Raw genomic sequence first — 25461 nt, forward strand, 5'->3', positions numbered from 1 at the left:
ATGAACGACCAACGCCCTGCCGCGCTGACGCCTTACCCGATCTCTTTTCTCGATCTTCACTTGCGGTCGGGCTTGTGGGCCTTTGCCCAAGCCGAAAAGCCGCGGATCGGGGACCATTGGCGCAAGCTCGCCGACCAAAACCCCAAAATCTGGAACGGCGATGTCTTGATCTGCACGAGCGTCGTGCTGAAAGACGGCGGGCTCAAAGGCGATTTCATCAAGACCGATTATGCGAGTTTCGTCGCGTGGCGCGATTGGGGCTGGCCCGATCGGACCGTCTGCAACGTCTTCGGCTCGGCCGCCGTCCTCAGCGCCGACAAGGCCGTGCTCTATGGGCGCATGGCGGGCCACACGCTCAATGCCGGCAAGGTCTATCCGCCCGGCGGATCGCTCGAGATGAAGGACGTCACGTCGGATGGCCGCGTCGATGTGATGGGCTCGATCACCCGCGAGCTCGAGGAGGAGACCGGCCTCAAGGCGGCCGACGCCGCAAGAGGTGAGCTGCTCGCGATCTTCGATGAACACCGCGTGTCGGTCGCCCAGGTGTTCCACTTCGCCGAGCCCGCCGAAGCGCTGGCGGCCAGGGTCAGGCACTATCTGCATTCCGCCCATGAGGACGAATTGAGCGACATCGAGATCATCACTCAGGCCTCGCGCTTCGATTCGACCATGCCCTATGCGATTGCGCTGGCACGATACTTGACCGGGACTTGAATTGCGAAACCCTGCTTTCGGGGGCCAGCCGCATCTCTGGCCCCCGTCCCCGGTCGCGATCCATTGCAAAGTTCGTTGCCCGCGTTCAAACTTTGCCGTCACCCTCGAGATAGCCGTGCTTGCGGGTGTCGGGCATCCACAGGGCGGCAAGCAGGGCGATGCCGACAATCGCGGCGACATACCATGGGAACATATTTCCTATTCCAGCGGATTTGGTCCACAAGGCAACATACTCGGCAGTGCCGCCGAAGAGCGCATTGGCAATCGCGTAGGGCAAACCGACCCCAAGGGCGCGAACCTCAGGCGGAAACAGCTCAGCCTTCACCACACCGCTGATCGATGTGTAGAAAGCCCCGATCACCAGCGCGATCAGCACCAGCGCAAAAGCGGCCAACGAGGTCGTCACCGTGCCCAGCGTGTACAGCAACGGTACCGCTGCGACCACGCCAAGGCCCCCGAAAAACACCAGGTTTTGCCGGCGGCCGATGCGGTCGGACAGCATTCCGAAAACCGGCTGCAGCAGCATGAATATGACCAATGCGCCGGTCATGATCGTGCTGACGATGCTCGGATCCATCTTGGCCGTATTGACGAGATATTTCTGCATGTAGGTCGTGAAGGTATAGAAATAGAGCGAACCGCCCATGGTGAGGCCGATGGTGATCAGCAGGGCCTTCTTGTGGGGCAGCAATCCGCGCAGGGACCCGGCTTCCTTGTGGCGCAGCGCGTTCTTATCGGCGGTCTCCTCGAGGGAGCGGCGCAAATACATTGCGACCACCGCCAGAACCGCGCCGAGGACGAACGGAATGCGCCAGCCCCAGGACTTCAGGGCTTCTTCATCCAGCGTCTGTTGAAGTCCCATCAGCACGAGAAGCGCCGTGAGTTGCCCGCCGATCAGCGTCACGTACTGGAATGAGGAGTAGAAGCCACGCTGCCCTTTGCCGGCAACCTCGCTCATATAGGTTGCCGCGGTTCCATATTCGCCACCCACCGACAGGCCCTGCGCCAGGCGCGCCACAAGCAGGAGAAGCGGAGCTGCGGCGCCGATCGCATCGAAGGTCGGAAGCAGGGCGATCATCAGCGAGCCCGTGCACATCAGGAGCACCGAAGCCACCATCGACACCTTGCGGCCACGGGCATCCGCCAGCCAGCCGAACAGCCAGCCGCCGAGAGGCCGCATGAAGAAGCCTACCGCAAAGATGCCGGCCGTCGCCAGAAGCTGGCTGGTCTGGTCGCCCTTTGGAAAGAAGGCTTGCGCAAAATATATGGAAGTGAAGGCATAGGCATAGAAGTCATACCATTCCACCAGATTGCCCGACGATGCTCCGATGATGGCCTTGATCCGGCGAGCTTTGCTCATCCCGGAATCCGGCGTTCTGTCCAAAACGCCTGCTTCAGCGTGCTCGATTACGCTCATGAGGTTCCTCCCTGATTCGCCGTCGCAATGACGGCGGCGACCAGGAACGCAATTCCCATGCCAGACGAGTCGGATCGGAATTCGCTACGAATCCGTTTGGTTCATGAGTAACACAAGCCGGGCTGGCAGAATTCAGCCCACGAAGTTGGCAAAAAATTGCCGAGGATCAACCGCCCCAGCACATCCCTGATGGCATTGGCACCGTTTTCCTTCCTTTCGGCCATGGCATGAAAGTTGCTATATATCCCTAGGAGGATACGTCTATCGGTAACGGTAGATGGATTTGCCGCAAGAAAGATGCTTGGATTGCCTGCGCCTCATAACGAGCAGATGAGCTGTTCGATCTCAAGATAGAGCCGGCGCGGAATGATGGGAGGAAACGTGGCTTGCTCAACAAAGCATTGGGTTTGCCGGATGAGCTGCGACCAGCTCACGCGGAAAGATCAAGCGAAGCTTCGCTTCGTCATGCGGCCCAAAGTGGCTATTCCAATCTTTTCGGCTGGAAGGCCTTTGCGAATCTGATCATCGCGCTGGCTTTATCGGCCGGCGCAGGCTTGGCGGTGCGCTCATATGCCGAGGAAATCGGCACTCAATCTTTGGCGAGACAGGCGGACGAAAGGCTGAACCTGCTCGCAGCCACCTTTGTCACCCGCCTGGAGCGGTTTCGTTACCTTCCCAATGTCATTGCTCGATCCCGAGAGATCGAAAACCTTCTTGCGGACCAGGCGAATACTGAAAGCGTCAAAACCGGCAACCGTCTGCTGAAATCACTGGGCGATGGTGCGGGCGCGCTGGCCCTCTATGTCATCAATGCAGATGGTCTGACACTCGCGGCCAGCAACCACGATCAGCCGGGCAGTTTTGTCGGGCAGAACTACCGCTTCCGGCCATATTTCCAGGATGCCATCACAATAGGCGAGGGGCGCTACTATGGCGTCGGGGTCACGACAGGCGAGCCCGGATACTTTCTTTCCACCGGCGTTCGCAGCGGGAATGACATGTCAGGCGTAGCGGTCGTCAAGATCGACCTCCTTCCCCTGGAAACACAATGGCGCGAGGCTGGCGAATTGGTGAGTGTCGTCGATTCGACCGGCGTCATCTTTCTGTCGTCCGAGCCGGCCTGGCGCTATCAGGCAACGCGCCCAATCTCGACTGCCGACCGGGATTTGATCCAACACGAAAAAAGATATGGCAACGCTTCCCTGGTTGCGGTTCCCTGGCGTCCCCTGGACGAGAATTCGGCGAGCGGGCGTGGCGTTCATCTTATTGCGATCAACGATAATCGGCGGTCTGAAGCACGGGTGGTGAGGACGATGCCGCTGGGCGAAATCGGCTGGAGTTTGGTCTATCTCGCCAACCCCGCGCCCGCCAGGCTTCAAGCCAATATCGCCGGCCTGGCGGCATTCCTTGCCGCACTTCTCGCATGCGCGGCCCTGCTGATCCTCGCGCAGCGGCGACAAGTCAGAAAGGTCGAGCGCCAGGCGCTTAAGCAATTGGAAGCGCGTGTCGTCGAACGAACGGCAGCCCTTGTCGAGACGAATCGGCAGCTATCGGCGGAAATCGCAGAAAGGAAAACCGCACAAAGGGAGCTCGGAACGACCCGAAGCAGCTTGGACCAGGCAGCGAAGCTCGCGACCATCGGTCAGGCATTCGCCGGTTTTACGCATGAAATCAACCAGCCCTTGGCGGCGTTCCGGACCTACATTTCCTCGACGCGGCTGTTGCTCGACCAGAACAGGACGAGCGAGATTCGCGGGAATATCGATGTCATGGACGGCGTGGTGGAGAGGATATTGAGCCTGACCAACCAGCTGAAAGGGCTTGCCCGACGGGACGCCGACGATTTCGAGGAAATCAACATCTCTCTGCTCGTTGGCCGCATTGCCGATCTTCTCAGATTTCGTTTCGAGCAGTTCAACATAGTGTTCACAAGCGACCTCGCATCCTCCGGCCCGGTGACGGGAAGCAGGTCGCGTCTTGAACAGATGATGCTTAATCTGCTGACCAATGCCATCGACGCTGTCGAGAACGTCCAGTATCCCAGGGTCGAGATCTCTTCGCGCGACTCGCGGGAGGGGTGCGTGATCGCGGTCCACGACAATGGACCCGGGATCGACGACGCTGTTGCAGACGAGCTGTTCAAGCCGTTCTTCACGACCAAGGCTCCGGGGAAGGGGTTGGGGCTGGGATTGTCGATCGTCCATCGCATCGTGACCGACCATCAAGGAACGATCAGTTGCGGACGGTCGCACCTCGGCGGTGCCGTCTTCACGGTGTGGCTGCCGTGCCGCCCGCGCATAGGCGGAGGTTCGGACTAATGTCCACCGAGACACGCATACTGGTTGTCGAGGACGATGCCGTGCTGCGTTCCTCATTGGCGCAGTGGCTGGGATTGAACCATTTCGTGGTGGCACTTGCCGAAGATGCGGAAACGGCCGTCAAGCTCAGTGCCTCCGGCAACCCGGATGTCGTTCTCAGTGACGTTCGGATGCCTGGCAAAAGCGGCATCGAGCTGTTGCGCTCGCTGCGGCAGGATCGGCCGGAGCTTCCCGTCGTCATGTTGAGTGGGCACGCCGATGTGCCGATGGCCGTCGAAGCGATGCGGTACGGCGCCTTCGACTTCCTGACGAAGCCCTATGTCCCGGAACAGCTGGTGAGCGTGCTGAGGAACGCCGCCGAACATGCGCGCATGCGAAGACGCCTCCAGGCGTTTGAGGATGAGGCTAAAGTGTCCGCATCGCTCGAAGGCCGCATTCTCGGCCAGTCTCCCGCCGTTCAGAAGCTGCGTGTGGAGCTGAGCCAGCTTGTCGATCTTCCGATCAACGTGCTTTTGCATGGTGAAACCGGTTCAGGCAAAGAAGTGGCGGCGCGCGCGCTTCATGATTTGAGCAGTCGGTGCAAGGGGCCTCTGGTGGCCATCAACTGTGCGGCTATCCCCGCCGACTTGATAGAGAGTGAGCTGTTCGGTCACGAGGCCGGCGCGTTTACCGGCGCCAGAGCCGTTCGAGTCGGCAAGTTTGAGTGCGCCAACAAGGGCACTTTATTTCTCGACGAAGTCGACAGCATGCCGCTTGCCGTGCAGGCCAAATTGCTGCGCGTCCTGCAGGAGGGGCGTGTGGTTCGTCTTGGCTCCAACAAGGAGCTGGCAATCGACGTTCACGTCGTCTCGGCCACAAAAGTGGATTTGCGGGAGCTGATCGAGGAAGGAACGTTTCGCGAGGACCTCTATTTCAGGCTCATCGGAGCAGAGGTCGTCATCCCACCTTTGCGGGAGCGCGACGACGACAAGCTTCTACTGTTCCGATACTTTGCAAAAGCTATGGCGGGCCGGACGAAACGCGCCATCGCGGAATTGTCACCGAGTGAACTGCTCTTCATCAACTCATACCATTGGCCGGGAAACATCCGCGAAGTGAAGCTGCTGGCGGAGAGATTTGCACTCGAGCTCCCTTGGGTGCAGACGATGGAAAAGAAGGCCGTTGCCAGTCGACCTTCAACCGACTCCGATATGCGATCCCTGGTGGAGCAAACAGCCGGTTTTGAAAAACAGGCGATCGAGGAAGCGCTCGCGCGCGCCGGCGGTTCGGTGACCGAGGCTGCTTTGCTTCTGCAAATACCACGCCGCACGCTGAACGAAAAACTGTTGCGGCTCAAGATCGACCGGACTTCGTACAAACCCAAGGATCGGCCTTGAAGCACTCTTACGCGCCAATCGAAAGTAGGATTGTCCTTGACCGCCGGGGCTTGCGAGAACAGTCTGCAAACACAACAGTGGGAGAAACGCCAATGACACGATTTTCACGCCGTGACCTGCTTGCCGTGATGGGCGGCGCCGCTTTGGTGCCCATGCTCGGCATTCCGCAAGGTCATGCGGCGACGCGCTATATCGTCATCGGCACGGGCGGTACGGGTGGTGTCTTCTATCCCTATGGCGGCGGCCTGGCCCAGCTTCTTTCCAAGAAACTTCCCGACACGCAAGCGACGGCGGAAGTGACGGGGGGCTCCGTCGACAATGTGAAGCTCCTCGCCACCGGTGATGCCGAGATCGGCTTCTCGACCGTCGACTCCGCTTATGACGGCTTCAAGGGCGAAGAGGTCTACAAGGATGCCGGCCCGCAGAAGATCGCGACGCTCGCGGTCCTTTATCCGAGCGTCCTCCATGTGGTCGCGTCGAAAGCGAGCGGCATCAAGACGGTCGCCGATATCAAGGGCAAGCGTGCCTCGGTCGGATCGGCCGGCTCGTCGACGGAATCGATCGCCGACCGTGTGCTGGCCGCTGGCGGGCTCGATCCGATGAAGGACGTCACCCGCGACAATCTGGGTGTCGCCGAATCGGTCGGCGCGCTCAAGGACGGCAAGGTCGATGTGTTCTTCTGGATCGGCGGCGTGCCGACGGCGGCGGTCAAGGATCTCGTCTCGACCAACGCGAACGACGTGACTTTCATCAATACCGGCGATCTCGCCGGCGCCCTGGCCGCGAAATATCCGGGCGTCTACCGGCCGTCGACCCTGAAGAAGGGCGCCTATGACGGCCTCGAGGCGGACCTGCCGGTGCTCGGCGTCGACAATGTCTTGCTCGTTCCCGAAGCCATGGACGGCGGGCTGGTGAAGGAAATACTGGCGGCCATGTTCGACAATCTCGCCGAGGTCGCCCAGATCCATCCCGTCGCCAAGCAATTGAAGCTCGAGACGGCGGCGGCGAAGAGCGCGGTTCCGCATCATCCGGCGGCGGTCGAATTCTACAAGAGCCGCGGCGTGACGGCGGGCTGAGGCCACCGCGGTGACGACGGCGACGCCGCAAAGCGCTGACCTCGATCAGGACAAGCTCGATCAGCTCGCGATCGACAGCGAATCCGGGCGCACGCGCCGCTTGAGCGGCTGGCAAGCCTGGCTCGCCGCCGCCCTCTGCGCCGCGCTGTCGCTCTATGCGCTCTATTGGACGCAGTTCGCGATCAACACCTCGATCTACCGTGCGAGCTTCCTCGGCCTGGTACTAGTCGCGGCTTTCCTCATCTTCCCGTTGTTTCCGAAAGGCGAGGGCAAGCACGTCCGCATCATCGACTGGCTGCTGATCGCGCTCGCCTTCGCGTCGGTCTATTATTTCTGCACCCATCTCGAAGCGACCAAGATGCGCGCCACGGCGCCGCTCACGATCGAGATCTGGTTGGGCGGTGCCCTGATCCTCCTGGTGCTCGAGGCGACGCGGCGCGCCACCGGCTGGGCGCTGCCCGCCATCGCCATCCTCTTTCTCATTTATGGCTATTTCGGGCGCTATATGCCCGAGCCCTTCAACCACCGCGGCTTCTCGATCCCGCGCATCGTCGGACAGAACTACCTGACGCTCGAAGGCCTGTTCTCGACGCCCATGGACGTGGCGGCGACCTTCATCATCGTCTTCTCGCTCTATGGCGCGGTGCTCGATCGCGGCGGTGCCGGCAAGTTCTATATCGACTGGGCCTTCGCGCTGTTCGGCAAGAGACCGGCGCCGGCGGCGCCCGGGCGCGCGGTGGTCGCTTCCGGCTTCCTCCTCGGCACCGTCTCAGGCTCGGGAGTCGCCACGACCGTCACCTTGGCCTCGCTCGCCTGGCCGATGCTCAAGCGCTCGGGCTATAATGCGGCAACGGCGGGCGGGCTCACCGCTGCCGCCGGCATCGGCGCCACGCTGTCGCCGCCGACACTCGGGGCGGCTGCCTTCATCATCGCCGAATATCTCGAGATCAGCTATCTCGATGTCCTGGTCATGGCGACCATCCCGACGGTGCTCTACTATCTGTGCTGCTGGCTGATGGTGGAAGCCGATGCGCGCCGTCTCCATGTCAAGCCGGTCAAGACCAGCGACCAGCCGCTGTGGCGGCTCACCGTCGCGCAAGGCTATCATTTCCTGTCGCTGGCGGCGATCGCGGTGCTCCTCATCTATGGCATGAGCGCCTTTCTCGCCGTCTTCTGGTCGATCGTCATCGCCGTCATCCTCAGCATGATCAGGCCGGAGCAGCGGCTCCTCACGCTGCCCGGGGCCGCCTTGGGAGCCGCGGTCACACTCGCGGCCTTCCTCATCGGTTACCGCTTCTCTGTCGTGGCCTTCTTCGGCCTCATCGCCGGCGGTCTTCTGAGCATCGCCCTCTATTATTGGGAGAAGCGCCAGGGACGGGCGCCCGATGAAGCGACCGAGCGGATGATCGCGGCCCTTGTCGAGGGCGGCAAAGGATGCGTCGGCATCGCCGCCACCTGCGCCACCGCCGGCATCATCGTCTCGATCATCAATCTTTCAGGCCTCGGGCTCAAGCTCTCAGGGCTGATCGTCGATCTGGGCGGCGGCAGCCTGCCCGTCACCATCCTGCTGGCCGCATTCTCCATGTGGATATTGGGCACCGCGATCCCGGTCACCGCCTCCTATATCATCGCCGCGGTGATCCTGGTGCCCGCACTCGTCTCGCTCGGCGTGCCGCAGCCGGCAGCGCACATGTTCATGTTCTATTACGCCGTGCTGGCCGACGTCTCGCCGCCGACGGCGCTGGCACCCTTCGCCGCTTCCGCCATTTGCGGCGGCTCGCCGTTCCGCACCATGATGCAGGCGTGGAAATACACGCTGCCCGCCTTCGTGGTGCCGGTGATGTTCTGCCTGTCGCCCGACGGCATGGGGCTTCTGTTGTCGGGCAGCATCGAGCAGATTGTCCTCATCACGCTGACATCGTCCGCCGCTTTGGCCGGCTTCTGCATCGGCGCCGCCGGCTGGATCGCGGGGCCGGCGAATGCGGTCGAGCGCCTCGTCGCGGTCGCGGGCGGCATTGCGCTGATGGTGCCCGACTATCGCTGGCAGACCGCCGGCGTCCTCTTGATCGCGAGCGTCGTGATCATCCATGTCTGGCGGTTCAGGCGGCTCGAAGCCGCCTGACGGCATTGCATCGATACATTTCGTCAGGGTGCAATACTTCTCTTGCCGAAGCCGCAATCCCCGCCTACCAATCGCCGCCATGGAACTCAAATTCAACACCCTCGATGTCTTCACCAACCGGCGCTTCGGCGGCAATCCGGTCGCCATCGTCCATGATGCCGATGCTCTGACCACGGAGCAAATGCAGACGATCACCCGCGAGTTCAATCTCTCGGAGACTGTCTTCGTGATGAAGCCCAAGGATCCCGGCAACACCGCCCGGGTGCGGATCTTCTTTCCCGGCGGCGAGATGCCTTTCGCCGGCCATCCGACGCTCGGCTGCGCCGTGCTCCTTGCCGAGATGAAGCACAAGCCCGGCTGCTCCTTCGAGACCGAGATCAGGCTCGAGGAAGTCGCTGGCCTCGTGCCGGTCAAGGTCTCGCGCATCGGCGATGCGCCGCATGGCCTGTTCAAGGCGCCGGTCGTGCCGCAGAAGATCGCCGATGGTCCGGCTAAGGCCGATATCGCGGCGGCGCTGGGCATCTCGGCCGACGAGATCGGCTTCGATGCGCATAGGCCGATGCTGATCGAGGGCGGGCCTGCCTTTTTCTTCGTGCCCGTGCCGTCGCGCGCCATCCTCGAAAGGGTGCGACCCTGCGAGCCCGCCTGGAGCGCCTTGATGGCCGCTCTCGGCGAGCATGAGGCCTATATCGATGCGGCTTACGTCTATACGCGGGGCGGCGACGGCAAGGATGTGTCGTTCCGCTCGCGCATGTTCGCGCCGGGCGGCGGCATACCCGAGGACCCGGCCACGGGTTCTGCCACGGCGCTTCTTGCGCGCCAGCTCCTGATCGCCGACAGGCTCAAGGACGGCAAGCATCGCTTCATCCTGGAGCAGGGCTATGAGATGAAGCGCCCGAGCGATCTCGTTCTCGAAGCGGACGTCGCGCAGGGCGACCTGGTTCAGGTCCGGGTCGGCGGTCAGGCCGTGCGCGTCTCGACAGGTACGATTACGGTCTAATCAATATCAAGCATCGCCTTGGCTTCAGCGGAGACGTCGAGGCTTTCCTGGGTGTTGCCGGCGGCGCAGAGCTGGGCCGCCTGCTTCTTCATGTCTTCGAGCTGAGCGCGCTCTTCACTCGAGAGCTCCTGGGAAGCGAGCGCCGCCTCGATCTTCTTGACGTCGTCCTCGCATTGGTTGGCGAAGGCCGGAACAACCGTGGCCGCAAGCAAAGCGATGACAAGGAGGGCAAGCCTCATGGTGAACGATCCCCTAACCGTTGGATGCCTGAGAGTGGCAGAAAAACATGTCGGAACTGTGCATCGCCATAGCCCAAGCAAAAGGCCCGGGCAATAAGCCCGGGCCAGTGAGCAGCGCCGACTGAGGCAGGGGATGAGGGGGAGGAGGTCCTGCCGTCAGTGGCCGATCATCCAGCGCCGCATGGGGGATTTCTTGCCGCCGCCGCAAAGCTTGCAGCCGCAATTGGCGAGATGGGCGCGCTTGACGCGCTTGGGCTCGCTGGTGCTGCGCTGAGACCGGTCAAGCGCCTTGCGCAACGTGCCGTTGATCAGGCTGAGATGCGGCGAAGCCACATCGCGTTGGCTTGGGTTCGCGCAGCTGGGGCACGCGCAGGGCAAATCAGCGTCCGCCATGGGCGACCAGGCATCGAAGGGGCCGCAAGTCGCGCATGAATAATTATAGAGGGGCATGACATTCTCCTGATCACAAACGGCCATCGAAGATCAGCACGGACGGCAGCCAGCCGGTGAGCAGGCCCGCGGCCAGCGTCGCCGCGCCCGTGAGCTTGAGGATCGGCTTCTTCAAGGTCAGCAGCAGGAAATAGAGGAACCACACGATCGCCCAGCCGACCCAGTTCCAGCCCATCCACAGGTCGATGCCGGTCGTGGCCGTGGCAAAACTGTTGATCGCCACCGGAATGACGGTGATGACGACGAACAGGCTGAACCAGCCGAGGCCGCGGCCATCGACAGTCGCCAAGCGGTTATGAGCGACCCAGAAATAGGTCACGGTGAAGAGAAGCGTCAGACCCGCGGCACGGATGGAACCCGGACCGGCGCCCGGGCCGAAGGCCAGATAGAGCGAGACGCAGAAGGTGACGATGCCCGAGGCGACATTGACGACGACGATCTCGCGATCGCCGATATGGCCGAGGAGCCAGAGACCGTTGAGCGTCAGAACGGCCCCGACATAGAGCAAGGACAGGCCGAGCAGCATGGCTTAATCTCCCGAAAGACGTTGACTTGGTGGAAGGCCCGGGGGCGACATGCGCCGCCCGGCCCTTTGCTCTCGCGAGTGACGATCAGCTTGCCTTGGCCACGCTCACAGCCGAGACCTCGCGCTTCGGTCCCGACGCGTTCGGATTGATGTCGAAATCGAAGATCGCCGTCGGGATGGCGAGGGTGGCGCAGACATTGGGGATGTCGACGATGCCGCTGATGCGGCCTTCGACGGGCGCGGTGCCCAGGATCATATAGGCCTGCTCGCCGGAATAGCCGAACTTCTTCAGATACTCGATGGCGTTGAGGCAGGCGCGCCGATAAGCGACATGGGCATCGAGATAATATTGCTCACCCGTATGCTCATCGACCGAGATGCCTTCGAAGATGAGATAATCGTCGAAATGCGGATCGACCGGGCTCGGCTTGAAGATCGGGTTGATGACACCGTATTTCGCCATGCCGCCCTTGATGAGGCCGACACCGATATCGATCCAGCCCGCCATCTCGATGGCTCCGCAGAAGGTGATCTCGCCGTCGCCTTGCGACCAGTGGATGTCGCCCATCGAGAGGCCGCCGCCTTTCACATAGACGGGGAAATAGACGCGCGAGCCGCGCGACAGGTTCTTGATGTCGCAATTGCCGCCATGCTCGCGCGGCGGCACGGTGCGCCAGGCTTCCTTGGCGGCGGCTTGTGCTGCGGAACCCTTCATCTGCCCCATGAGCGCGGTGTCGGCAAAGGGTGGAGCCGCAAGCGGCGGCACCCGGTTCGGATCGGTCGCGATCAGAGCCAGTTCGCGCTTGTTGGCCTCGGCCAGCAATTTGTGATCGGGCAGGCAGCCGATGAGGCCCGGATGAACGAGCCCCGGATAACGCACGCCCGGCACATGGCGCGAGGTCGTGTAGATGCCGTGGAAATCCCAGCAGGATTTACGCGCCTCGGGGAAATGCTCGGTGAGGAAGCCGCCGCCATTCTCCTTGGCGAAGATGCCGTTGAAGCCCCATTCGGAGCCGGGCAGGGCGCCGATGTCGAGGATGTCGACGACCATCAGGTCGCCGGGCTCGGCGCCTTCGACGCCGAAGGGGCCGCTCAGATAATGCACCTTGGTGAGATTGACGTCGCGGACGTCATTGGCGCTGTTGTTGTTGCCGATCTGGCCGCCGGTCCAGTCATAGCATTCGACCCGGAACGTATCGCCCGGCTTGAAGGTCTCGACCATCGGAATGTCGGGATGCCAGCGGTTGTGAGTCTTGATCGCCTGGTCTTCCGGCGCCTTGTTGAGATCGATCTTGAATACGGTCTTCGGCATGGGCTCCTCCTTTTGTGCAATCAGGGTGCATTCTCGTGGTTGGGAGCGGACCCTAGGTCGCGGGCGTAACCGGTTTGAATCCGAAACGGCCGGGTTATGTAATTTTTTGTAACCGGCGGCGGATGCTCGACCGCATGCCCGATTTGCGTCTATGCTTCGCCCATGCAGCCAGGCGCCCTCAAATCCCGCATCCTGGTGGTCGACGATGATCGCAGGGTCTGCGGCTTTCTCGGCAAATTCCTCGGCAGCGAGGGCTATGCCGTCACCGCCGTCCATGATGGGCGCGCCATGCGCCGGGCGTTGGCGAACGAGGCCGTCGATCTCGTCATTCTCGACCTGAGCTTTCCGAGCGGCGAGGACGGCGTCACTTTGGCGCGCGGCTTTCGCAATCAGCACGACCTGCCGCTCATCGTGCTCTCGGGCAAGTCCTCGACCATCGACAAGGTCGTGTGCCTGGAGCTCGGCGCCGACGACTATGTGACGAAGCCCTTCGAGCCGCGCGAATTGCTGGCGCGCATCCGCACCGTGCTGCGCCGGTTCAGCCGCGGCTTCGACGCCGAGACGCAAGGTGGCGGCGATGCGGTGATCCGCTTCGCCGGCTGGCTGTTCGATGCGGCGCGCTACAAGCTGTCGGCGCCCGACGGGCGAGACGTGCGCCTGACCAGCCAGGAATTCCATATCCTCGAGGCGCTGGTGCGCCGGCGCGGGCGCGTCCTGTCGCGCGAGCAGATCCTGGATATCGTCGCCAATCGCGACTGGACGCCCTATGACCGCAGCATCGACGTGCTGGTCGGCAAGATCCGCCGCAAGCTCGACGACAATGCGCGCTCGACCCAGCTCATCAAGACGGTGCGGGGCCTCGGCTACATGTTTGCACCACCTTCCGATGAGGAGGGCGCCGGCCGTCTCGCGGTAAGAGCGGGGAAATAGAGATTGACCCTGGTGCCTTCGCCGGCTGCGCTGGTGAGGCCGAGCCGTCCGCCTGCCTGGCGCACGAAGCCATCGACCATGGTGAGGCCAAGGCCGCTGCCATAGCCCGGCGGCTTGGTAGTAAAGAACGGCTCGAGTGCGCGCCGCTGGATGGCCGCGGGCATCCCCAGGCCTGAATCGATCACCGACAGGAGCACGTAAGGACCGGGCCGCAAGCCCGAAGCGACACGCGAATCCTCCGGCCCGATCACCAGATTTGCGGCCTCGAAGCGCAATCCGCCACCCTCCGGCATGGCGTCGCGCGCATTGAGAGCGAGATTGAGCAGGCTGCTTTCGAGCTGGCTGCGGTCGATCTCGATCGGATCGGTGCCCGGCGCCACCTCGAGATCGATGGTTACCGCATCTCCCAGGGTGCGGCCGAGGACCCGGGCGAAGGCCGGCAGCGCTTCGCCAAGATCGGTTGGCTTCGTCTCGCTGGTGGATTGCCGGCCGAAAGCAAGGAGCCTCTCGGTCATCTCGGAGCCGGCGCGCGCCGCATCGAGGGCGTCATCGACCATTTCGTGCAAGGCCGGCTCATCGCCGAGGCGCTCGCGCATCCAATGCAGATTACCGACGAGGACGGAAAGCACATTGTTGAAATCATGGGCGAGCCCGCTGGTGAGTTGGCCGATGGCCTCCATGCGCTGCAATTGCCGCAAGCGGTCCTCGGCGCGCCGCCTTTCCTCGACGAGGCGGATGCGCTCGAAGCAGCGGTCGAGGGTGGCGAGCAGGTCCTCGGTATAGAACGGCTTTGAGAGATAGTCATAAGCGCCGGCCTTCATGGCCTCGATCGCCGTCTCGATCGAGGCATAGGCGGTGATCATGACGGTAACGAGGTCGGGCGCCGACTGATGCAGGCTGCGAATGAGGTCGACGCCGCTGCCGAGATCGAGCCTCAGATCGATGAGGGCAACGGCGATGCGGCGCTCGCGCAGCACTGCCTCGGCTGCTTCCGCATTGCGGGCTAGCGAGGCCTCATAGCCTTCCATCTGCAACAGGCCGACGAGGCTTTCGGCAAAATCCGCGTCATCATCGACCACCAGGACGCTGCGGCGCAGGACGGCGCCGGTTCCGGGCGCCTTGTCGTCGAGGATGAAGTCGGTCGGTATGTCGCTCATGGCTCACGCGCTCAGCGGCAAATGCAAAGTGACGCGCGTGCCCTGGCCCGGCGCGGTGTCGACCGTCACCTTGCCGCGATGCTCCTCCAGGATGCGCTTTACCAGCGGCATGCCGAGCCCGACGCCAAAGGCCTTGGTGCTGTAGAGCGGCTCGAAAATCTGGGCGGCAACATCGGGTGTCATGCCCGGACCATTGTCGGCGACGGTGATGGCCACATGGTCGGGATTCTGGGCGGTCGACACGACGATACGCCGATCGCTGCGCGCCGCCTCGCCGTCATAGGCCTGAATGGCATTCTGCAGGACATTGTCGAAGGCTTGGCGCAAGCGGGCGCCGTCGGCCGGCACGACGGCCGCCGCCGCGAGCCTCAGCTCGACGTCGATGCCTGCGGGCTTCGGCTGATCGGCGATCTGCTGCTCGAGCCAGCGATCGATCATCACCGGCGCCAGGACCGGCTTCTTGCGGCGCGAGAATTCGAGCAGGTCCTCGATGATATGCACGCAGCGCCAGACATTGCGTCTGATGCGCTGCATCTCGTCCTTGACCGCACCCCCTTGCGCCGGCAGCGCGCGATTGAGGATATCGATCGAGGTGACGAGCGTGCCGAGCGGATTGCGCAATTCATGGCTGACGGTCGCGGTGATCTGGCCGATCACGGCCAGGCGCTCATTGCGGGCGAGCTCCTGCTGGGTCTCGCGCAGGCGCTCGAGCGAGGCGACGAGATCGCGTTCGGCAAGCTCGCGGCTCTCATTCGACAGCACGATCCACCAGGCGCCGATACCGAGCAGGGGTAGGAGCGCCAGGAAGATGCGCAAGAGCAGCGTGTCGTTGTCGAGCGCGGGTAGATCGGCGCCGGGATCGATCAGGCGATAGGTGACGAGGAGGACCGCGCCGGTGACGACGGCGAGCGCCAGGAGCACGCCGCCTACCTTCAGGAGGCGGTGGCCCATATGCGGTGCGATCTTGGCGGTGAAGGAGCGGCCGAGATAGCGCGAGCGCTGGGTCGCGAGCTCGCTCACCGAGAATTTGCAGGCATCGTGGCAGTGAGCATCGAGGCTGCAGCAGAGCGAGCAGATCGGCCGCTCGTAGAAGGCGCAATAGGCCATGTCCGGCCGCTCGTAATCATGGTCGCATATCTCGCAGCGGATGAGCGTGCCGGAGGCGGCGGAGGGGGCTACCGGCTCGCGCGCCAGGTAATAGCGGCCCTTGGTGGCGATGCCGATGGCGACGGCGGCGGCGACCGACAGGACGAAGGAGAGGGGTGCGGCATAGGCCTGCGCCAGCTGCCCGAGTGCGCCGGTGAAGCAGATGATGGCGACGATCGAGGCGAAAGCCATGGCGCCGCAACCGACCGGATTGAAATCATGCAGATGCGCGCGCTTGAACTCGACGAAGGGCGGGCTGATGCGCAAGGGTTTCAGGATCACCAGGTCGGCGAAGATGGCGCCGATCCAGGCGGTGGCGATGATCGAATAGACGGCAAGCACGAGGCCCAGCGTGTCGAAGATGCCGAGCAGCATCAAGAGAAGCGAGATCAGGATGTTGAAGACAAGCCAGACGACGCGGCCCGGATGATAGTGAGTGACGCGGGCGAAGAAGTTCGACCAGGCGAGCGAGCCCGCATAGGCATTGGTCACGTTGATCTTGATCTGCGAGACGACGACGAAGAGGGCGGCCGCGGCGAGCACCAGGCGCGGATCATCGATCATATAGCCATAGGCTTTGATATACATATGGACGGGCTCGAGCGCCGTCGTGTGCGAGAGGCCGGAGGAGACGGCGAGCACCGCGAGCAGGCTGCCGCACAGAATCTTGAAGCCGCCGATGAGGATCCACCCTGGTCCCGCGGCGATGACCGCACTCCACCAGGCGAGGCGGCTGACCTTGTCGCGATCGGGCAGGAAGCGGAGATAGTCGACCTGCTCGCCGATCTGGATGGTGAGCGAGCAAAGCACGCCGATGGCAAGGCCGAAGGAGATGACGTCGAAGCCGCCGGCACCAGCCCCCGTGCCGCTGTAGGACATCCATTGCTGCAGGACCTGCGGCTGGTCGAAGGCGATCCACAGGAAAGGCGCCAGCATCATGATGATCCACAGCGGCTGGGTGATCATCTGCAGGCGGCTGATCATGGTGATGCCCATGAAGGTGATGGGGATGATGACGAGCGACGAGATGACATAGCCGACGACCAGCGGGATATCGGCATAGAGCTTCAGCGCCTGGGCCATGATGACCCCTTCGAGGGCGAAGAAGATGAAGGTGAAGGTGGCGTAGATGAGCGACGTGATGGTCGAGCCGATATAGCCGAAGCCGGCGCCCCGGGTCAGCAGGTCCATGTCGATGTTGTAGCGGCTCGAATAATAGGCGACCGGCAGGTTGGTCAGGAAGACGAAAAGACAGACGACGAGGATCGCCGGGAAGGCGTTGGCGAAGCCGTAAGCGAGGGTGATCGTGCCGCCGATGGCCTCGAGCGCCAGGAAGGAAATGCCGCCGATCGCGGTATTGGCGATGACGAAGGGCGTCCAGCGGCGGAAGGAGCGGGCGGCGTAACGCAGCGAATAGTCTTCGAGCGTCTCATTGGCGATCCAGGACTGATAGGAGCGCAGTGCCGGAAGTTGCGGCGTATCCATGTTTCTCCCCGGACGCTCCGGCCTCTCACGGGCGGTGCGGCAGGGGATGTTAGTGCATTGCGGGAGGAGGGGCCAGAAGGCCCTCGCCAAAGGAAAAGCGCCGGCAGGTGTTCTGCCGGCGCTCTCCGGAAGGGGGGAATCGGTTACTGGCCGATGAGCTTCAGAGCCGCATTCAGGTCGGCTACCGAGGCCGCATGATCGCCTGAATCATGCTCGGCCTTACCCTTGTTGTAGAGTTCCATGGCCTGCGCCTTGGTGGCGTCATCGGCCTTCGTCGTCTTCATGGCCTCGTCGAACTGGTTCATGAGGGTCGGGCACTGATTGGCAAAAGCCGGCGTCGCCAGCGCCAGGAACGAAGCGATAATCAGGGCTTTCTTCATGGGGTCCTCCTTTTCCCGGTCCATCCGGGACTGTACTCCCATTATGGCTACGTCGCCCGACCTGCCTTTATTCCTTTGAAAGGACCGTTGCACCTGGCCCGGGCTTGCGCTATCACCGCTTCCGACATGGCTTATGCATCCGCCCAGACCCTTATTCCGACCGGCCGCCTCGGCGCCGGCCTGGCTGGTCTCGGCCTCCTTCTTAGATGCCCCTGAAAACCGGCAGCCCTCCAGGGGGCGGGTCTTCAGGGGATGCCAGTTTTTCAAACCAGATCTTAAGATAGCAGGCCGGATAATTCCGGCGCCATGACAGGACAAGACCCATGAGTTCCGACCACGTCGTCATCTTCGACACCACCTTGCGCGACGGCGAGCAATCGCCCGGCGCCACCATGACCCATGACGAGAAGCTGGAAGTGGCCGAGCTCCTCGACGAGATGGGGGTCGACATCATCGAAGCCGGCTTCCCGATCGCGTCCGACGGCGATTTCGAGGCGGTGTCGGCCATCGCCAAGCGCACCAAGAAGGCGGTGGTCGCCGGCCTCGCGCGCGCCATCAACAAGGATATCGACCGCTGCGGCGAGGCGGTGAAGCATGCCGAGCGGCCGCGCATCCATACCTTCGTCTCGACGTCTCCCATCCATCTCGCGCATCAGATGAAGAAGAGCCAGGAAGAGGTGCTCGACATCATCTCGGCCACCGTCTCCAGGGCACGCAACCTCGTCGACAATGTCGAATGGTCGGCCATGGATGCGACGCGCACGCCGCTCGACTATCTCTGCCGCTGCGTCGAGGCCGCGATCAAGGCCGGCGCCACGACGGTCAACCTGCCGGATACGGTCGGCTATGCGACGCCGGACGAATATCAGAAGATGTTCGAGGACATCCGCGCCCGCGTGCCCAATGCAAGCAAGGCGGTGTTCTCGGTCCATTGCCACAATGACCTGGGCCTCGCGGTCGCCAATTCGCTGGCCGGTCTCCATGGCGGCGCGCGGCAGATCGAATGCACCATCAACGGCATCGGCGAGCGCGCCGGCAATGCCGCGCTCGAAGAAGTGGTGATGGCGATCAGGACCAGGGGCGATGTGCTGCCCTACCGAACCCAGATCGAGAGCACGATGCTCAACCGGGTGTCGAGGATCGTCGCCGCGGTCACCTCCTTCCCGGTGCAGTACAACAAGGCGATCGTCGGGCGGAATGCCTTCGCGCATGAATCGGGCATCCACCAGGACGGCATGCTCAAGAACCAGCAGACCTACGAGATCATGACCCCGGCCTCGGTCGGCGTCACCAAGACCTCGCTCGTCATGGGCAAGCATTCCGGCCGCCACGCTTTCAAGGAGAAGCTCAAGGAATTGGGCTACGAGCTGGGCGAGAACCAGCTCGAGGACGCCTTCGCGCGCTTCAAGGCGCTCGCCGACCGCAAGAAGCACGTCTATGACGAGGACATCGAAGCCTTGGTCGATGACGAGATCGCCCAGCAGCATGAGCGCATCAAGGTGCTGTCGCTGACGGTGATCGCCGGCACCATGGGCCCGCAGACCGCGACGCTGACGCTCGATATCGATGGCCACCATGTGACCAAGCAGGCGACCGGCAACGGTCCCGTCGATGCGATCTTCAACGCCATCAAGGCGCTGGTGCCGCATGAGGTGAAGCTGGCACTCTACCAGGTGCACGCGGTGACCGAGGGCACCGATGCGCAGGCCGAGGTCTCGGTCAGGCTCGAGGACGAGGCGCAAGGCAAGGCGGTGACCGCCAAGGGCTCCGATCCCGATACGCTGGTCGCCTCGGCCAAGGCCTATGTGTCGGCCCTCAACAAGCTCAAGATCAAGCAGGCCAAAGGTCCAGGCGTCAGGGATCAGGTGTCCGGCGTCGATCTCCAGCGCGATGCGAGGCGGGGGCCTTGAGCTTCAACGGGGACCTTCATCTACCCTCGCCCTGAGGTGCCCGACGAAGCCGGGCCTCGAAGGGCATGTTGCCAGTGGCGTGCCCAATCCTAAGGGACGCTTCGAGGCTCGCTTCGCTCGCACCTCAGCGTGAGGATGTTGAGCGAAGCGAGTAGCGTTGCTGCATCACATCGGCAAATTCAGCTTGCCCAACTCTAAGAACTGCGTCTCGCCGGAATGGTCGTCGACGCCGTCATTGTCGGTGATGACATAGGCATCGCCCGCCGCGTCGAGAGCGAAGCTTTCGACCTTGTCGAGAACGAAGCCTTTGGGGGCGGTGAGATCGGGCAGGAGGTCGCGCAATTCCTTCTTCGCCACGACCGGCAGCGGACCGTCGAGCGGGGCAGGGGTGATGCCCTCAAGCGGCACGAAGACGAGCTTCTTGATCTTGGCGTCGCGGCCGACCTGGTTGTCGCGCTCGATCACGACGAGACCGCCCGGTGCCGCAGTGATCTCGGAGAGACCGACCCAGCCTTTCTCCGTCTTGTCGAGCGGATAATGGACCGCGGCCCAGCTCTTCGTCGCCGGCTTGTAGGCAAGGAGCTTGGTCATACCCTTCGGATCGTCCTTCCATTCGCGCTGGACGGCGAGCCAGATGGTCTCATCGGCGCCCGAGCCTGTGACCGCGACGCCTTCGAAGCCGAAGCGCGTCGCCTGCTCAGCGAGCTTCTCCGGAAGGGCGATCTCCTCGGTGACGACGCCCTTGGCGTCGGTCTTGACCAGCGTGGACTGCGTCTTGTCCTTCTCACGCTCGGGATTGCCTTCGGAGGCGAGCCAGAAGCCCCCATCGGATGCCAGAGCGATGCCTTCGAGATCGAGGAGCTTCGCCGGCTCGCCGCCCTTGGTGACGGTGAGAGCAGAAGTGATCGCGGCAGGCTTCTTCGTCGCATCGATGGTGAGGATGCGCCCTTGCTTGAAGGCGCTGTCGGTCACCGCATAGAGCTTGCCCGCGTCTTTCGCATCGGCGACGGTGCCCGAGAGCGCCGCCCAGGGCAGCGGCAGGCCGTTGGCTTCGTCGGCCGAGACGATGGTCGGATAGTTGAGGTCGCCCTCGCCCCTTTCATAGATCGTGACGACCGAACCGATCAGGTCCTTCTCACGCAGGTCGGTCTCGGAAGCGGTGATGAAGAGCTTACGTGGGGGAATAGCGAGCAGGCCTTCGGGGCCGATGCCGCCGGGAAGCGCCTGCAGGAAGGTCGGCGCCTTGCCGGCACCTTCGTCCTTGTAGATGCCGACGAGGGAAGCGCGTTCCGAGCCGACGAAGATCAGCTTGTCGGCGCCGAACGTCCCGACCTCGGCACCTTCGACCTCGATGCCCTTCTTGTTGCGCTTCTCAGGGTAATGGCCGAGGCGCACGGCCTCATATTCAAAGGACGTGCCGCTGTCATAGTCGACATTGCCGTCCTTCCTGAAGATGGTGAAGCCGCGGCTGCCGCCGTCGAGATCGCCCTCATTGGCAGTGACGAAGCGCTCATCGTCGATCCAGCCGACAGCATCGGGCTCGCGCTTGACGCTGTCCATCTTTCCGGTGAGCGAGATCACGCCGTCCTTCTCGGTGTCGATGTTCTTGAGATCGACGGTGCCGGCGGTGAAATTGTTCGTGACCTTGGCCGTAGCCAGATCGGCGATGACGATGTGGTTGTTCTCCTGCAGGCTCAGCACCACCTCGTTCTTGCCGTTGATTTTGACGAATTCGGGCTCGGGATCCTCGGGCGCGATCGCTGCGAGGCCGGTCACGTCGATCACCTTCTTCGTGGCGCAATCGACCGAACCGTCGGCATTGACCGCGAAGGTCGTGAGCGTGCCGCCGGGGGCTTGAGGAATCTTGCCGTCATTCACTTCCTCGTCGCGCTCGTTCTCGATGGCGATGGCGAGAAACTTGCCGTCGCCGCTCTTGGCGAGCGAATCGGGCTGACCGCCGAGATCGCATTTGGCCGTGACCTTCCTGGTGCCTAGATCGACAATCGCCAGGTGGCCCGAGGGCTCGGCCTTTGATTTCGACGTGACGACGCCGACCAGCGCATGGTTGCCGAGCACGACCGTCGATGTCGGCTCGCCTTCGAGCGCCACTGTGCCCGCGGGCTTCGGCGCCCTGGCATCGGCGATGTCGATGATGCCGATGCGCTCGCCGGGGCTATCCGTATAGATGAGGCGGTTGCCGTCGGGTGTCGCGGTGATGATCTCGGCGACGGTCGATGTCTTCGGGTCGGCCCCTTCCGGCAGGTTGTCGACGACATGGAACGTCGCGATGCGGTTGAAGACTTCCGTCGCATTGGCAGCGAACGCCGTTCCCGCCAGCACGGCGGCGGCGAGTACTGTCCGGAAGATCGGTCTTAGCATGAGGGTCCCCATTGGATAGGCCGTTGAATCGATGGCGAACTAGAGGCGGCCTGGATGACGATCAGATGACAATGGAAGCCGCCGCTCGGACATGGCTCTTCCGATCGGAGCTGGGAACAGGAAAGAACAGGGAATTGCAGGGAAGATCAGGATTGCCTGGGGCGCGGCTCTGGCGATTCTGCTATTTCCCAACTCCCACGCTTCGGCCCACGATGTCAAGAGAGGTCCCGGCATCTCGGTTGTAGGAAGGATCGCCGTTCAAAATCTTCGGACAGACGGGTCAGGCCTGAGCGCCTACGAAGAGGCGCCTTAGCCTATATGAATCCTACGCCCTGAATTTTGCCTCATGAGGCCCCGGAGCTGAATGGCTCCGGAGCCCGTTATGGATGCCGTGAGTCTCTAATCGACGACAGCCACGATCTTGCGGCTGCTGGGCTCGACCACATAAACATGCTCATTGAGATAAACGTATTTGTGCCCCTTCAAGCCGGGCGTAGCGACCACCACGTCGGCGGGAACATCATAGTATTCGACATCCGCCGGAACGACGACGCCGACCTTGAGGTCGCCGTCATGCTTGTACGTCTTGATCTTTTTCGTCTTCACATCCGAATGGAATTGCACGCCGACTTCGGGCGAGATGACGATATCGTCCGCCATGGCGATGGGTACGCTGATGGCAAGGGCGCCTGCCAAAAGGGCTGCTGCTAGGGTCTTCATGCTGGTCTTCCTTTAAAGCCTCCATCATGTCCACGATTGGGTGGGCTGCCCTGCTGGAGGTGTGCGGGCCGTCCTCCCCAACGTAAGAAAAATGGGAGAGGTTCCTATCTGAATGCGAGAACCAGGGGCTTGGAATAGAGCTCCCTGAGTGCACTCGGAATCGCAACGCTCGCCGAGCAGCTGGTCGGCCGATCAGGTGGTTTTTGTCTTCCCATTCGTTCCTTTTGGATAGAATCCGCCGACGTCGGCGCCGCTCTTACCCGTCAGATAGACGATGCGCAGGACCTCCTGCGGCGTGCGGGTAAACAAGGCTGGGAATGGGGGCCGTGAGCGAACACTGCCAATTTGGAACTACGCTGCCGTCAGGTGGGTTTCTCGCCGAACAGGAGAAACTCCATGTCGAGCATTCTCACTACCGCACTCCTGGGCTCGGCCGTAGTCGTCGGATCGGTATTAGGGATCGCCCTTGCCCAGGACTCGACGCCCACAGTGAAGCCTTGCATTGGCGAATTGTGCCCCCCGAAGTCCCCAACGCAAGATCTGCCGGATCAGGGCGCGGACCAAGATAAGATGAAGGGTAGCAATCAAGGGCAGATGCAAGGCCAAGAGCAGTCTTCCGGTCAAGAGATTCCGCGCAAGAAGAAGCGGATCGTCAAGCAGCAGACCGATGGCGATGTCAAAGCCCGCGTCCGGGTCGGCGAAACCAAATGGCGCTTCGATGCCAGCCGGCATCAACGCCGACGCAGCAAGAGCGCTGCCTTCCGCTTCTATTTTGATGGCTACTGGTATCCGCAACCTTATTGGCAGATCTACGCCGCCAGGCCGTATCGCATCAGCTGCGGGGAAGGTCGCGCTATTGTTGCGCGGCGCTTCAACCGCGTGCGGGTGATCGAATGCAGAGGCCGGACCTATACCTATAGTGGCCGCCGCAATGGGGAGACATTCCGGGTCCTGCTCAATTCACGCAGTGGTCGGATTGTGGGTCGCATCTGACTACAGCAAGCGCCGTGGAAGCGCGTTATGGCGACGCTTACTGGATCGGGACAATCTTGCGGCGATTGCGGCAATTTTCGGCGACTTCGGCGCCGGGCAAATTGCCGCCCCAGATGTTCATCTGCTTATCGAAAGCCGGTCGAGCGCGTCGAGCAATCTCTCCATTTCAACGATATGCCTGTCACATTCAAGCTCTCGGTCGTTCAAAGCGGCCTCAAGTCGCTCCGTACTTTCTCCTGATAAACGCGAGGCTCTGATCGCCAGAATTTCGGCTGCCCTCAGACGCTCACATTCATCCGCGGCTCTTCGCGCGCGAGCGACCAGTTCGATGATCTGTTCTCTGTCGATGAGCTGCTCTCTGTCCATGACAGGAAAACGCACCAGTCAATGCGCGAGTTCTAGGTCATTTCGAGGCGATATCGCGGCAAACTGCGGTGTAAATCCATAGCGCGGTCAGCTTTGGAAAAGCGCTGTGGCGACAGGCGTCGAACGTCATTTCAAGTCCGATCCGAAGATTGGCCCAGCCGGCTGAGCCTCTCGATATTGCGGCTGCCGACGTACTTCGCGGGCGGTCTCGTCCGCTCTGCCCTTGACGACTACCGCCGTGTTGGCCATGCCCACCTCTTCGACCAATGCAAACAGGATCGCGGCATTTTCCGGGTCGAGACGCACGCAGCCATGGGAGGCGCGGTAACGCACGCCATTTAGTTGGCTTGGTCCAACTGCTCCGGGTCAGAGTCGTTCCTATTCTATATGTGAGGTTCTCCCTATGCCCGAGGAAGTTGTGCCCCGATAAGCCGCCGAAGGCCTGAGTTTGCGATTAATTTTAGCGCGGACCTGACCGATACCCAGCGCCGTTGGCGCTGTTTCTTCTCGGGCCATTCGGCAAGCTCTGTCCGAACATGCATCTTGAAAACCCGTACCCGAAAAACATCGCCGGTGGATTTATGGTGAATATAGGAACCGATCGGAACAGATGACATGCGGCCACGGACGCCGGCCTCTTCAAAGGCTTCCCTCCTGGCTGATTCCAAAGGCCCCAAGGAGCGGTCGATGTTTCCCTTGGCCAGGGCCCAGCTCTTCGAGTGCCGCGATGTTACGAGGAGCATCTTACCGGGCTTCTTTGTCGAAATGACAAGAACCCCAACCCCGGTCTTCGTTCTGGGCTTTGGCTTTTTTCTCTTTGGCCTTGGCAATTGACACCCCAGGGATGAGCAGGCCCTAGATAAGGGCGATGGTGAATTAAAGTTTCCTCTGATCGATCGACGGACCTTAAAATCCGCGATCGCGCTTTGCCCTGATGCAATCGCGAAGGCAAGGCGACCGCGAAAAGACCCCGCTTCCGGAAGTGAGGACTGCTCACCGGCAAGTAAGAGGAAGCTGCACCGCGCCCGCGCCTACCACATGGAACGGAGAAGCCCCGGCGGTTGAATTCCGGGGCTTTCCGGAGATGAGCACACACCGGGGGTGTTGGAGTCTGCTCGCCCCTGGGGACAGCTGTGCACTGCAAGGCGCTTCCTCTGTCCTTGAGCTATTGTTAAGTGAACTGATGAGAGTCGGCCATCCTGAAGCAGGTTCAGGTTTGACTGAACAAGCATTCAAGCGTGCCGACACTGGTGGAACATTGGGCTCGATGGGCGGTTCCTTTGTCATGCAGGAGCGCCCGATCCAGAAGTCCCCCGCCCAAGCACGACAGGCCGTCAAGATTGGCGCCATGCGGTATGTTCTCGGCTTCGGCGTCGCCGGCGCGGCGATCGGGCTGTTGTCAGCTTGGCTTCTTCTCAGTTAGCCGCCATCTCAATGAAGGCTCA

21 protein-coding genes and 1 pseudogene are annotated in these 25461 nt (G+C 62.2%); 10 read left to right on the top strand and 12 right to left on the bottom strand.

Features of this window, described 5'->3' with window-relative positions; translation table 11 throughout:
• A complete protein-coding gene (locus DS839_RS00520; protein WP_119268329.1) occupies nt 1-714 on the top strand; it encodes an NUDIX hydrolase in 714 nt (237 codons plus the stop codon).
• Nucleotides 715-799: 85 nt separating this feature from the next.
• On the opposite strand, the gene DS839_RS00525 is transcribed toward DS839_RS00520, so the two are convergent.
• Nucleotides 800-2074, bottom strand: coding sequence for an MFS family transporter (locus tag DS839_RS00525; protein WP_119268330.1), 1275 nt, complete (start codon nt 2072-2074; stop codon nt 800-802).
• Nucleotides 2075-2517: 443 nt separating this feature from the next.
• Here DS839_RS00525 and DS839_RS00530 point away from each other — a divergent pair, with 443 nt between their 5' ends.
• From DS839_RS00530 to DS839_RS00550, 5 genes are all read left to right on the top strand, one after another.
• Nucleotides 2518-4449, top strand: a complete 1932-nt coding sequence (locus DS839_RS00530; protein WP_368910981.1) for a sensor histidine kinase — start codon at nt 2518-2520, stop codon at nt 4447-4449.
• On the top strand, nt 4449-5825 hold the full coding sequence (locus DS839_RS00535) for a sigma-54-dependent transcriptional regulator (protein WP_119268331.1): 1377 nt from the start codon (nt 4449-4451) through the stop codon (nt 5823-5825). The genes DS839_RS00530 and DS839_RS00535 overlap by 1 nt, the downstream gene beginning before the upstream one ends.
• A 92-nt stretch (nt 5826-5917) precedes the next feature.
• Nucleotides 5918-6901 (top strand): TAXI family TRAP transporter solute-binding subunit, encoded by a 984-nt coding sequence (locus tag DS839_RS00540; RefSeq protein ID WP_119268332.1) that lies wholly within the window; start codon nt 5918-5920, stop codon nt 6899-6901.
• Nucleotides 6902-6911: 10 nt separating this feature from the next.
• On the top strand, nt 6912-9023 hold the full coding sequence (locus DS839_RS00545; protein ID WP_119268333.1) for a TRAP transporter permease: 2112 nt from the start codon (nt 6912-6914) through the stop codon (nt 9021-9023).
• 79 nt (nt 9024-9102) lie between these two features.
• Complete coding sequence (locus tag DS839_RS00550) at nt 9103-10023, top strand: PhzF family phenazine biosynthesis protein (protein WP_119268334.1); 921 nt, start codon at nt 9103-9105, stop codon at nt 10021-10023.
• Here DS839_RS00550 and DS839_RS00555 read toward each other — a convergent pair.
• From DS839_RS00555 to fmdA, 4 genes are all read right to left on the bottom strand, one after another.
• Nucleotides 10020-10262: a hypothetical protein gene (locus DS839_RS00555; protein ID WP_119268335.1), complete on the bottom strand. Its 243-nt coding sequence runs from the start codon at nt 10260-10262 to the stop codon at nt 10020-10022. The genes DS839_RS00550 and DS839_RS00555 overlap by 4 nt on opposite strands.
• 156 nt (nt 10263-10418) lie before the next feature.
• Nucleotides 10419-10712 carry an FmdB family zinc ribbon protein gene (locus DS839_RS00560; protein ID WP_119268336.1) on the bottom strand — a complete coding sequence of 98 codons (294 nt, stop codon included), beginning with the start codon at nt 10710-10712 and terminating at the stop codon, nt 10419-10421.
• 13 nt (nt 10713-10725) lie between these two features.
• Entirely contained in the window at nt 10726-11238 is a 513-nt protein-coding gene (locus DS839_RS00565; protein ID WP_119268337.1) for an AmiS/UreI family transporter, read from the bottom strand.
• Nucleotides 11239-11323: 85 nt separating this feature from the next.
• Nucleotides 11324-12550: a formamidase gene (gene fmdA, locus DS839_RS00570; protein ID WP_119268338.1), complete on the bottom strand. Its 1227-nt coding sequence runs from the start codon at nt 12548-12550 to the stop codon at nt 11324-11326.
• A gap of 162 nt (nt 12551-12712) precedes the next feature.
• Here fmdA and DS839_RS00575 point away from each other — a divergent pair, with 162 nt between their 5' ends.
• Nucleotides 12713-13480, top strand: coding sequence for a winged helix-turn-helix domain-containing protein (locus DS839_RS00575; protein WP_119268339.1), 768 nt, complete (start codon nt 12713-12715; stop codon nt 13478-13480).
• On the opposite strand, the gene DS839_RS00580 is transcribed toward DS839_RS00575, so the two are convergent.
• The 3 genes from DS839_RS00580 to DS839_RS00590 all read right to left on the bottom strand — a co-directional run bounded on the left by DS839_RS00580 (nt 13414) and on the right by DS839_RS00590 (nt 17648).
• Nucleotides 13414-14637 (bottom strand): response regulator, encoded by a 1224-nt coding sequence (locus tag DS839_RS00580; RefSeq protein WP_119268340.1) that lies wholly within the window; start codon nt 14635-14637, stop codon nt 13414-13416. The genes DS839_RS00575 and DS839_RS00580 overlap by 67 nt on opposite strands.
• Nucleotides 14638-14640: 3 nt before the next feature.
• A complete protein-coding gene (locus DS839_RS00585; protein WP_119268341.1) occupies nt 14641-17268 on the bottom strand; it encodes an ATP-binding protein in 2628 nt (875 codons plus the stop codon).
• Between the two features lie 143 nt (nt 17269-17411).
• Nucleotides 17412-17648, bottom strand: coding sequence for a PA2433 domain-containing protein (locus DS839_RS00590; protein ID WP_119268342.1), 237 nt, complete (start codon nt 17646-17648; stop codon nt 17412-17414).
• A 323-nt stretch (nt 17649-17971) separates the two neighbouring features.
• Between DS839_RS00590 and DS839_RS00595 the strand changes: the two genes are divergently transcribed.
• Entirely contained in the window at nt 17972-19558 is a 1587-nt protein-coding gene (locus DS839_RS00595; RefSeq protein ID WP_119268343.1) for a 2-isopropylmalate synthase, read from the top strand.
• A gap of 165 nt (nt 19559-19723) precedes the next feature.
• Here the strand turns inward: DS839_RS00595 and DS839_RS00600 are convergent, their stop codons facing one another.
• From DS839_RS00600 to DS839_RS36835, 3 genes and pseudogenes are all read right to left on the bottom strand, one after another.
• Nucleotides 19724-21937 carry an esterase-like activity of phytase family protein gene (locus DS839_RS00600; RefSeq protein ID WP_119268823.1) on the bottom strand — a complete coding sequence of 738 codons (2214 nt, stop codon included), beginning with the start codon at nt 21935-21937 and terminating at the stop codon, nt 19724-19726.
• 399 nt (nt 21938-22336) lie between these two features.
• Nucleotides 22337-22657 (bottom strand): DUF1236 domain-containing protein, encoded by a 321-nt coding sequence (locus DS839_RS00605; protein WP_119268344.1) that lies wholly within the window; start codon nt 22655-22657, stop codon nt 22337-22339.
• Between the two features lie 192 nt (nt 22658-22849).
• A pseudogene (locus DS839_RS36835) lies at nt 22850-22963 on the bottom strand (ferritin-like domain-containing protein); the annotation flags it as partial.
• Nucleotides 22964-23053: 90 nt separating this feature from the next.
• On the opposite strand from DS839_RS36835, the gene DS839_RS00615 reads away from it, so the two are divergent.
• On the top strand, nt 23054-23650 hold the full coding sequence (locus tag DS839_RS00615; RefSeq protein ID WP_162918195.1) for a hypothetical protein: 597 nt from the start codon (nt 23054-23056) through the stop codon (nt 23648-23650).
• A 767-nt stretch (nt 23651-24417) separates the two neighbouring features.
• On the opposite strand, the gene DS839_RS00630 is transcribed toward DS839_RS00615, so the two are convergent.
• Nucleotides 24418-24846, bottom strand: coding sequence for an NUDIX hydrolase (locus DS839_RS00630; RefSeq protein ID WP_162918196.1), 429 nt, complete (start codon nt 24844-24846; stop codon nt 24418-24420).
• Nucleotides 24847-25199: 353 nt separating this feature from the next.
• Here DS839_RS00630 and DS839_RS36200 point away from each other — a divergent pair, with 353 nt between their 5' ends.
• Entirely contained in the window at nt 25200-25439 is a 240-nt protein-coding gene (locus DS839_RS36200; protein WP_162918197.1) for a hypothetical protein, read from the top strand.
• Nucleotides 25440-25461 lie beyond the last annotated feature (22 nt).

The organism is Taklimakanibacter deserti (assembly GCA_003574785.1).

What these genes read in the sequence shown, in the direction of transcription:
- DS839_RS00520 (WP_119268329.1), top strand. Translation starts at nt 1, where the DNA reads ATGAACGACCAACGCCCTGCCGCGCTGACGCCTTACCCGATCTCTTTT.
- DS839_RS00550 (WP_119268334.1), top strand. Translation starts at nt 9,103, where the DNA reads ATGGAACTCAAATTCAACACCCTCGATGTCTTCACCAACCGGCGCTTC.
- DS839_RS00585 (WP_119268341.1), bottom strand. Translation starts at nt 17,268, where the DNA reads ATGGATACGCCGCAACTTCCGGCACTGCGCTCCTATCAGTCCTGGATC.
- DS839_RS36200 (WP_162918197.1), top strand. Translation starts at nt 25,200, where the DNA reads ATGAGAGTCGGCCATCCTGAAGCAGGTTCAGGTTTGACTGAACAAGCA.
- DS839_RS00560 (WP_119268336.1), bottom strand. Translation starts at nt 10,712, where the DNA reads ATGCCCCTCTATAATTATTCATGCGCGACTTGCGGCCCCTTCGATGCC.
- DS839_RS00615 (WP_162918195.1), top strand. Translation starts at nt 23,054, where the DNA reads ATGTCGAGCATTCTCACTACCGCACTCCTGGGCTCGGCCGTAGTCGTC.
- DS839_RS00595 (WP_119268343.1), top strand. Translation starts at nt 17,972, where the DNA reads ATGAGTTCCGACCACGTCGTCATCTTCGACACCACCTTGCGCGACGGC.
- DS839_RS00600 (WP_119268823.1), bottom strand. Translation starts at nt 21,937, where the DNA reads ATGCTAAGACCGATCTTCCGGACAGTACTCGCCGCCGCCGTGCTGGCG.
- DS839_RS00590 (WP_119268342.1), bottom strand. Translation starts at nt 17,648, where the DNA reads ATGAAGAAAGCCCTGATTATCGCTTCGTTCCTGGCGCTGGCGACGCCG.
- fmdA (WP_119268338.1), bottom strand. Translation starts at nt 12,550, where the DNA reads ATGCCGAAGACCGTATTCAAGATCGATCTCAACAAGGCGCCGGAAGAC.
- DS839_RS00555 (WP_119268335.1), bottom strand. Translation starts at nt 10,262, where the DNA reads ATGAGGCTTGCCCTCCTTGTCATCGCTTTGCTTGCGGCCACGGTTGTT.
- DS839_RS00535 (WP_119268331.1), top strand. Translation starts at nt 4,449, where the DNA reads ATGTCCACCGAGACACGCATACTGGTTGTCGAGGACGATGCCGTGCTG.
- DS839_RS00605 (WP_119268344.1), bottom strand. Translation starts at nt 22,657, where the DNA reads ATGAAGACCCTAGCAGCAGCCCTTTTGGCAGGCGCCCTTGCCATCAGC.
- DS839_RS00580 (WP_119268340.1), bottom strand. Translation starts at nt 14,637, where the DNA reads ATGAGCGACATACCGACCGACTTCATCCTCGACGACAAGGCGCCCGGA.
- DS839_RS00525 (WP_119268330.1), bottom strand. Translation starts at nt 2,074, where the DNA reads ATGAGCAAAGCTCGCCGGATCAAGGCCATCATCGGAGCATCGTCGGGC.
- DS839_RS00575 (WP_119268339.1), top strand. Translation starts at nt 12,713, where the DNA reads ATGCAGCCAGGCGCCCTCAAATCCCGCATCCTGGTGGTCGACGATGAT.
- DS839_RS00540 (WP_119268332.1), top strand. Translation starts at nt 5,918, where the DNA reads ATGACACGATTTTCACGCCGTGACCTGCTTGCCGTGATGGGCGGCGCC.
- DS839_RS00565 (WP_119268337.1), bottom strand. Translation starts at nt 11,238, where the DNA reads ATGCTGCTCGGCCTGTCCTTGCTCTATGTCGGGGCCGTTCTGACGCTC.